The 6,604-nt window shown below is 72.5% G+C and carries 7 protein-coding genes; all 7 read left to right on the plus strand.

Going from position 1 to position 6,604, the window contains the following annotated elements; translation table 11 throughout:
- Nucleotides 1-112: 112 nt before the first annotated feature.
- The 7 genes from G3I40_RS22265 (at nucleotide 113) to G3I40_RS22295 (ending at nucleotide 6,549) form a co-directional block, all read left to right on the plus strand.
- The gene (locus G3I40_RS22265) at nucleotides 113-907 is read left to right on the plus strand and encodes an aldose 1-epimerase (RefSeq protein WP_164303901.1); all 795 of its coding nucleotides are present in this window, start codon (nucleotides 113-115) and stop codon (nucleotides 905-907) included.
- A gap of 61 nt (nucleotides 908-968) precedes the next feature.
- The gene (gene pyrE / locus G3I40_RS22270) at nucleotides 969-1,523 is read left to right on the plus strand and encodes an orotate phosphoribosyltransferase (protein ID WP_164303902.1); all 555 of its coding nucleotides are present in this window, start codon (nucleotides 969-971) and stop codon (nucleotides 1,521-1,523) included.
- 135 nt (nucleotides 1,524-1,658) lie between these two features.
- Nucleotides 1,659-2,690, plus strand: coding sequence for a class II fructose-bisphosphate aldolase (gene fbaA / locus G3I40_RS22275; protein WP_164303903.1), 1,032 nt, complete (start codon nucleotides 1,659-1,661; stop codon nucleotides 2,688-2,690).
- 94 nt (nucleotides 2,691-2,784) lie between these two features.
- Nucleotides 2,785-3,966, plus strand: coding sequence for an aminotransferase class I/II-fold pyridoxal phosphate-dependent enzyme (locus tag G3I40_RS22280; protein ID WP_203644598.1), 1,182 nt, complete (start codon nucleotides 2,785-2,787; stop codon nucleotides 3,964-3,966).
- Nucleotides 3,963-4,376, plus strand: coding sequence for a DUF3151 domain-containing protein (locus G3I40_RS22285; RefSeq protein WP_164303904.1), 414 nt, complete (start codon nucleotides 3,963-3,965; stop codon nucleotides 4,374-4,376). Before G3I40_RS22280 ends, G3I40_RS22285 begins: the two co-directional genes overlap by 4 nt.
- A 156-nt stretch (nucleotides 4,377-4,532) precedes the next feature.
- A complete protein-coding gene (locus G3I40_RS22290; RefSeq protein WP_164303905.1) occupies nucleotides 4,533-5,357 on the plus strand; it encodes a tryptophan 2,3-dioxygenase family protein in 825 nt (274 codons plus the stop codon).
- Entirely contained in the window at nucleotides 5,350-6,549 is a 1,200-nt protein-coding gene (locus G3I40_RS22295; RefSeq protein WP_164303906.1) for an aminotransferase class V-fold PLP-dependent enzyme, read from the plus strand. Before G3I40_RS22290 ends, G3I40_RS22295 begins: the two co-directional genes overlap by 8 nt.
- Nucleotides 6,550-6,604: the final 55 nt, after the last annotated feature.

Below are 6,604 nucleotides of genomic sequence, written 5' to 3' on the forward strand. Positions count from 1 at the left end.
CCACGCTGCGCTGGGCCGCGCCCGCCGCGGCCGTCGCCCTCGCCTCGGCGATCGTCGTCGGCCGGGCCCTGCGCAGGCGGCGCTGACCGGTCGCCGCATAGGCTCAGGGGTCGTGACGACTCAGGAGACGACGCTGACCGCGGGTGACGCGGAAGTGACCGTGGCGCCGGGCAACGGCTGCCGCATCAGCAGCTTGAAGATCGCCGGGACCGAGCTGCTGCGGCAGGGGGAGCGCTACGGCTGCTTCCCGATGGTGCCCTGGTGCGGGCGGATCGCGGACGGGCGGTTCCGCGACGGCCCGCACGTGCACCAGATGCCGCTGAACTCCCCGCCGCACGCCATCCACGGCTTCGCCCGGGACGCGGAGTGGACGACCGCGCGGGCGAGCGCCACCGAGGCCGCGTTCACGTACGACCTCACCGAGCCGTGGCCCTACCCCGGCCGCGTCACCCACGTCGTCGCCCTCACCGAGGACTCGCTGACCCTCACGCTCGGCATCGAGACGTACGGCGACTCGTTCCCGGCGCAGGCCGGCTGGCATCCGTGGTTCAACCGGAAGCTGAGCGAGGCCGGCAGCGGCGTCGAGCTGGCCTTCGACGCCGCCTGGCAGGAGGAGCGCGGCGAGGACCACCTGCCCACCGGCAACCGGATCGCCCCGCGCCCCGGCCCGTGGGACGACTGCTTCGGCATGCCCGACGGGGTCGACGTGACGCTGACCTGGCCCGGCGAGCTGGCGGTGCACGTGAAGAGCCGCGAGCAGTGGGTCGTCGTCTACGACGAGCAGGAGGCGGCCGTCTGCGCCGAGCCGCAGACCGGTCCGCCCAACGGGCTGAACACCGCGCCCCGCCTCGTCACGCCCGTGGACCCGCTGGAGGCGAGCACCACCTGGACCTGGCAGCGGCCGTAGGCGCGGTGCGCGCTGGCCGGTGCATACGGGCCGCGAAGTGCGGGCCCTTAAGCTCGTAGGCATGACGACGAACGACGTGCGCGACGCGCTGCTCCAGCAGATCAAGGACAAGGCCGTGGTGCACGGCAAGGTGACGCTCTCCTCCGGTCTGGAGGCCGACTACTACGTCGACCTGCGCCGCGTCACCCTCGACGGCGAGGCCGCCCCGCTGGTCGGGCAGGTCCTGCTCGACCTGACCGCCGAGCTCGACTTCGACGCCGTGGGCGGGCTCACCATGGGCGCCGACCCCGTCGCGGGCGCCATGCTGCACGCCTCCGCGGCCCGCGGCGCGCGCCTGGACGCGTTCGTCGTCCGCAAGGCCGCCAAGGCGCACGGCATGCAGCGCCGGGTGGAGGGCCCCGACATCAAGGGCCGCCGGGTGCTCGTCGTCGAGGACACGTCCACCACGGGCGGCTCCCCGCTGGAGGCCGTCCAGGCGGTGCGCGAGGCCGGGGCCGAGGTCGTCGGCGTCGCGACCATCGTGGACCGGGCCACCGGCGCCGCGGAGAAGATCACCGAGGGCGCCGGGGTGCCGTACCTCTTCGCGTTCTCCAAGGACGAGCTCGGCCTGGACTAGTGCCCGGCCGCCCGGACTGGAGCATTCGCACAAGTCTGGAAGGATGGGGGCGACGATGATGTCACCCCCTTGGTGAGGGTCACCCAGAACGACAACCCGAACCCGCAACCCGCGCGCTTTACGAGGAGACGGCAGATGGCCATCGCAACCCCGGACCAGTACAACGAGATGCTCGACCGGGCCAAGGCGGGGAAGTTCGCCTACCCGGCCATCAACGTCTCGTCGACGCAGACCCTCAACGCCGCCCTGCAGGGCTTCGCGGAGGCCGAGAGCGACGGCATCATCCAGATCTCCACCGGTGGTGCCGAGTACCTGTCGGGCCAGGGCGTGAAGGACATGGTCGTCGGCGCCCAGGCGCTCGCGGAGTTCGCGCACGTCGTCGCCGAGCGCTACCCGAACAAGATCGCGCTGCACACCGACCACTGCCCCAAGGGCAAGCTGGACGGCTACGTGCGCCCGCTGCTCGACATCTCCGCGGCCCGCGTCGCCGAGGGCCGCAACCCGCTCTTCCAGTCGCACATGTGGGACGGCTCGGCCGAGACCCTCGCCGACAACCTCTCGATCGCCGAGGAGCTGCTCGCCAAGGCCAAGGCCGCGAACATCATCCTGGAGATCGAGATCACCCCGACCGGCGGTGAGGAGGACGGCGTCTCGCACGAGATCAACGACAACCTCTACACCACGGTCGACGACGCGGTGCGCACCGTCGAGGCCCTGGGCCTGGGCGAGAAGGGCCGCTACCTGCTGGCCGCCTCCTTCGGCAACGTCCACGGCGTCTACAAGCCGGGCAACGTCGTGCTCCGCCCCGACCTGCTCGCCGAGCTGAACGACGGCATCGCCGCGAAGTACGGCAAGCCGGCCGGCTCCAAGCCGTTCGACTTCGTCTTCCACGGCGGCTCGGGCTCCACGCTGGAGGAGATCCGCACCGCGCTGGAGAACGGCGTCGTGAAGATGAACCTCGACACCGACACCCAGTACGCCTTCACCCGCCCGATCGCGGGCCACATGTTCGCGAACTACGACGGCGTCCTGAAGGTCGACGGCGAGGTCGGCAACAAGAAGACGTACGACCCGCGCGTGTGGGGCAAGAAGGCCGAGACGGGCATGACCGCCCGCATCGTCGAGGCCTGCGAGAGCCTGCGTTCGACGGGCACGCGCATCAAGTAGCCCGCGCTTTCGCCCGCGTCCGGGCCCGGCACTCCCCCTGGGGCGGCCGGGCCCCTCGCATGTCCGCGAAGGTCCGCCGAGGACCGTGGAGGAGATGACCATGCGCTACGACTTCGACACCCCCGTCGACCGCCACGGCACCTGGTGCGTGCAGTGGGACGGTGTCGCGGACCGTTTCCCCGTGCCGGACCTGCTGCCGTTCACCATCTCCGACATGGACTTCAGATCCCCGCCCGAGGTCCTCGACGCCCTGACCTCGCGCATCGCGCACGGGGTGTTCGGCTACACCGACTGGCGCAACGACGACTTCCGCGGGGCGATACGCGACTGGTACCGCACCCGGTACGCGACCGACGTGGACGTCGACCGGCTGGTGTACGCGCCGTCGGTCCTCAACCAGATCGCCCAGCTGCTGCGCATGTGGACACGGCCGGGCGAGGGCGTCGTCCTGCACACCCCGACCTACGACGGCTTCCGCAAGGCGGTGCTCGGGCTCGGCCGGGACATGCGCACCGTCGCGGTCGACGACTGGGCGGGCCTGGAGCGGGAGCTCGCGCGCCCCGACACCCGGGTCCTCGTGCTGTGCTCGCCGCACAACCCCACCGGACACGTCTGGACGGACGGCGAGCTGCGCCGCGTCGCGGAGCTGGCCCGCGCCCACGACGTCGCCGTGATCAGCGACGAGATCCACTCCGACCTCGCGCACGAGGGGCAGGTCCACCTGCCCTGGACGCGGTACGCGGACGGACCGCGCTGGGCGCTGGTCACCTCCGCCAGCAAGTCCTTCAACTTCCCTGCGCTCAGCGGCAGTTACGGCTTCGTCGGCGACCCGGACGAGCACGCCGAGTTCGTCCGCCGGATGGGTCACGACGAGGGCCTGGAGTCCCCGGCCGTGCTCGCGCTGACCGCGCACGTCGCCGCGTACCGCGAGGGCGGCGCCTGGCTCGACGAGCTGCGCGCGTACACGTACGGCAATCTGCTGCTCCTGGAGGAGCGGCTCAAGGACGCCTTCCCCGAGCTCGGCTGGCGGGTCCCGGACGCCGGGTACCTCGCCTGGATCGATCTGCGCCCGCTGGGGATCGTGGCCGACGGCGGGCTGCAGCGCGTCCTGGTCGAGCGGGAGCGGGTCGCGATCATGCCCGGCGGGACGTACGGCGAGCCGGGGTTCGTGCGGCTGAACCTGGGGTGTCCGCGGGGCAAGGCGGAGGCGGGGATCGAGGCGCTCGTCAGGGCCGTGGCAGGCGTCCGCGCCGATGCAGCAGACTGGAACCCATGAGCCTTCACGAGAACCTGCTCGGGGGACCGCCCCCGACCCACCTGCCCGACGACCCGGAGCCGCGCGAGCTCCTCGCGAACGGCACGGCCCCCGCCGATGTCGCCGCCAAGTACCCCACCTCCTCGCTCGCCTGGGCGCAGCTCGCCGACGAGGCGTTCGAGCGGGGCAACGTCGTCGAGTCGTACGCGTACGCCCGTACCGGCTACCACCGCGGCCTGGACTCGCTGCGCCGCAGCGGCTGGAAGGGCCACGGGCCCGTGCCGTGGGAGCACGAGCCGAACCGCGGCTTCCTGCGCGCCCTGCACGCCCTGGCCCGCGCCGCCGGCTCCATCGGCGAGCAGGAGGAGTACGAGCGCTGCTCGCAGTTCCTCAAGGACTCCTCGCCGGCGGCCGCGCAGACGCTCGGCTAGACCCGCTGCGCCGGCAAGGGCCGCCCGGTCACCGAGGTGATCGGGCGGCCCTTGCCGTTTCGGGGGACGATTGCGGAGGATGCACGTGGGGACCGGGGCCCCGTGCCGGTAACGGCAGGGCGGACCGCTACCCGGAGTACATATCAGGAGACAGCGATGTCCCACGACGCGGCAGCAACACCGCATCTCGACTTCGCGGGCACCACGCCGTACGAGGACTACGTCCAGGCCGATGTCCTCACCCACCTCCAGCACCTGCGCTCGGACGACCCCGGCGAGATGGTCTTCCTCGTGACGACCCAGGTCATGGAGCTGTGGTTCACCGTCATCGTGCACGAGTGGGAGACCGCGGCCCGGGCCCTGGCCGACGACGACATCCCCACCGCCGTGGCCGCGCTCAAGCGGTCCGTGCGCGAGCTGGACGCGCTGAACGCGTCGTGGCGGCCGCTGGCACAGCTCACCCCCGGCCAGTTCAACTCCTACCGTGCTGCCCTCGGCGAGGGCAGCGGGTTCCAGTCGGCGATGTACCGGCGCATGGAGTTCCTGCTCGGCGACAAGTCCGCGTCGATGCTGGTGCCGCACCGCGGAGCGCCCCGCGTCCACGCCGAGCTGGAGAAGGCGCTGCACCAGCCGAGCCTGTACGACGAGGTGCTGCGGCTGCTCGCCCGGCGCGGCCACGCGGTGCCGCGGGCCGTCCTGGACCGGGACGTGTCGCAGAAGTACGAGCCGTCCCCGGAGGTGGAGGCGGTGTGGACCGCGCTGTACGCCGGGGACGAGAGCGCCGAACTCGCCCGTCTGGGCGAGGCGTTGACGGACGTCGCCGAGCTGGTGTGGCGCTGGCGCAACGACCATCTCGTGGCCACGCGGCGCGCCATGGGCGCCAAGTCGGGCACGGGCGGCTCCGCCGGTGTGGCGTGGCTGGAGAAGCGCGCGCAGAAGAACGTGTTCCCCGAGCTGTGGACGGCGAGGTCCCATGTCTGATCTGCAGGAGCGCGCGAGGGAACTCGACGCCTCCGACCAACTAGCAGCGGTCCGGGGCGACTTCGTCCTCGACGACGTGGTCTACCTCGACGGGAACTCGCTCGGGGCGCTGCCCGCGCACGTGCCGGGCCGGGTCGAGGACGTCGTGCGCCGCCAGTGGGGTGAGCTGCGCATCCGCTCCTGGACGGAGTCCGGCTGGTGGACGGCGCCCGAGCGGATCGGCGACCTGATCGCTCCGCTGGTGGGCGCGGCGGCCGGCCAGATCGTCGTCGGCGACTCCACAAGTGTCAACGTCTTCAAGGCACTTGTGGGCGCGGTGCGGCTGGCCGGCGGTCCGTCGGCGGGCCGGGACGAGATCCTCGTCGACGCCTCCACGTTCCCGACGGACGGCTACATCGCCGCCTCCGCCGCCCGTATGACGGGGTGCTCGCTCCGTGCGGTCGCCCCGGGCGAGGTGCCGGGCGCCCTCTCCTCCCGGACCGCGGCCGTCCTGCTGAACCACGTCGACTACCGCTCCGGGCGCCTGCACGACCTGCCCGGACTGACCGGTGCGATCCGCGCCGCGGGGGCCGTCTCGGTGTGGGACCTGTGCCACAGCGCGGGTGCGCTGCCGGTCGGGCTCGACGAGCACGGCGTCGACCTCGCGGTCGGCTGCACGTACAAGTTCCTGAACGGCGGCCCGGGCGCACCGGCCTACCTCTACGTGCGCGGTGAGCACCAGGCGTCCTTCGACTCGCCCCTTCCCGGCTGGAACTCGCACGCCGAGCCGTTCGGGATGCGGCCGCAGTACGAGGCCGCGGACGGGGCCGTGCGCGGGCGCGTCGGGACGCCGGACATCCTGTCGATGCTGGCCCTGGAAGCGGCGCTGGAGGTGTGGCGGCGGCCGGACGTGTCGGTGGCGGCCGTCCGCGCCAAGTCCCTCGCCCTGACGGACTTCTTCCTGGAGTGCGTCGGGGCGTACGCACCGGCGGGCCGGGTGGAGACCGTGACGCCGCACGCGCACGCCGAGCGGGGCAGCCAGGTGGCGCTGCGCTGTGCGGACGCCGGTGAGGTGATGGGGCGGCTGATCGCGGCGGGTGTCGTCGGGGACTACCGGGCGCCGGACGTGCTGCGGTTCGGGTTCACGCCGCTGTACCTCGGGTTCGCCGAGGCGGAGCGGGCGGCGCGGGTCCTCGCGGACACGCTCAGCTGACGTAGACGCCGGCCTCGGCCGCCGCCACCGCGGCGTCCACGGCCCGGGCCGCGTC

It is taken from the genome of Streptomyces sp. SID14478 (assembly GCF_010548525.1).
In the GTDB taxonomy this organism is placed as follows: domain Bacteria; phylum Actinomycetota; class Actinomycetes; order Streptomycetales; family Streptomycetaceae; genus Streptomyces.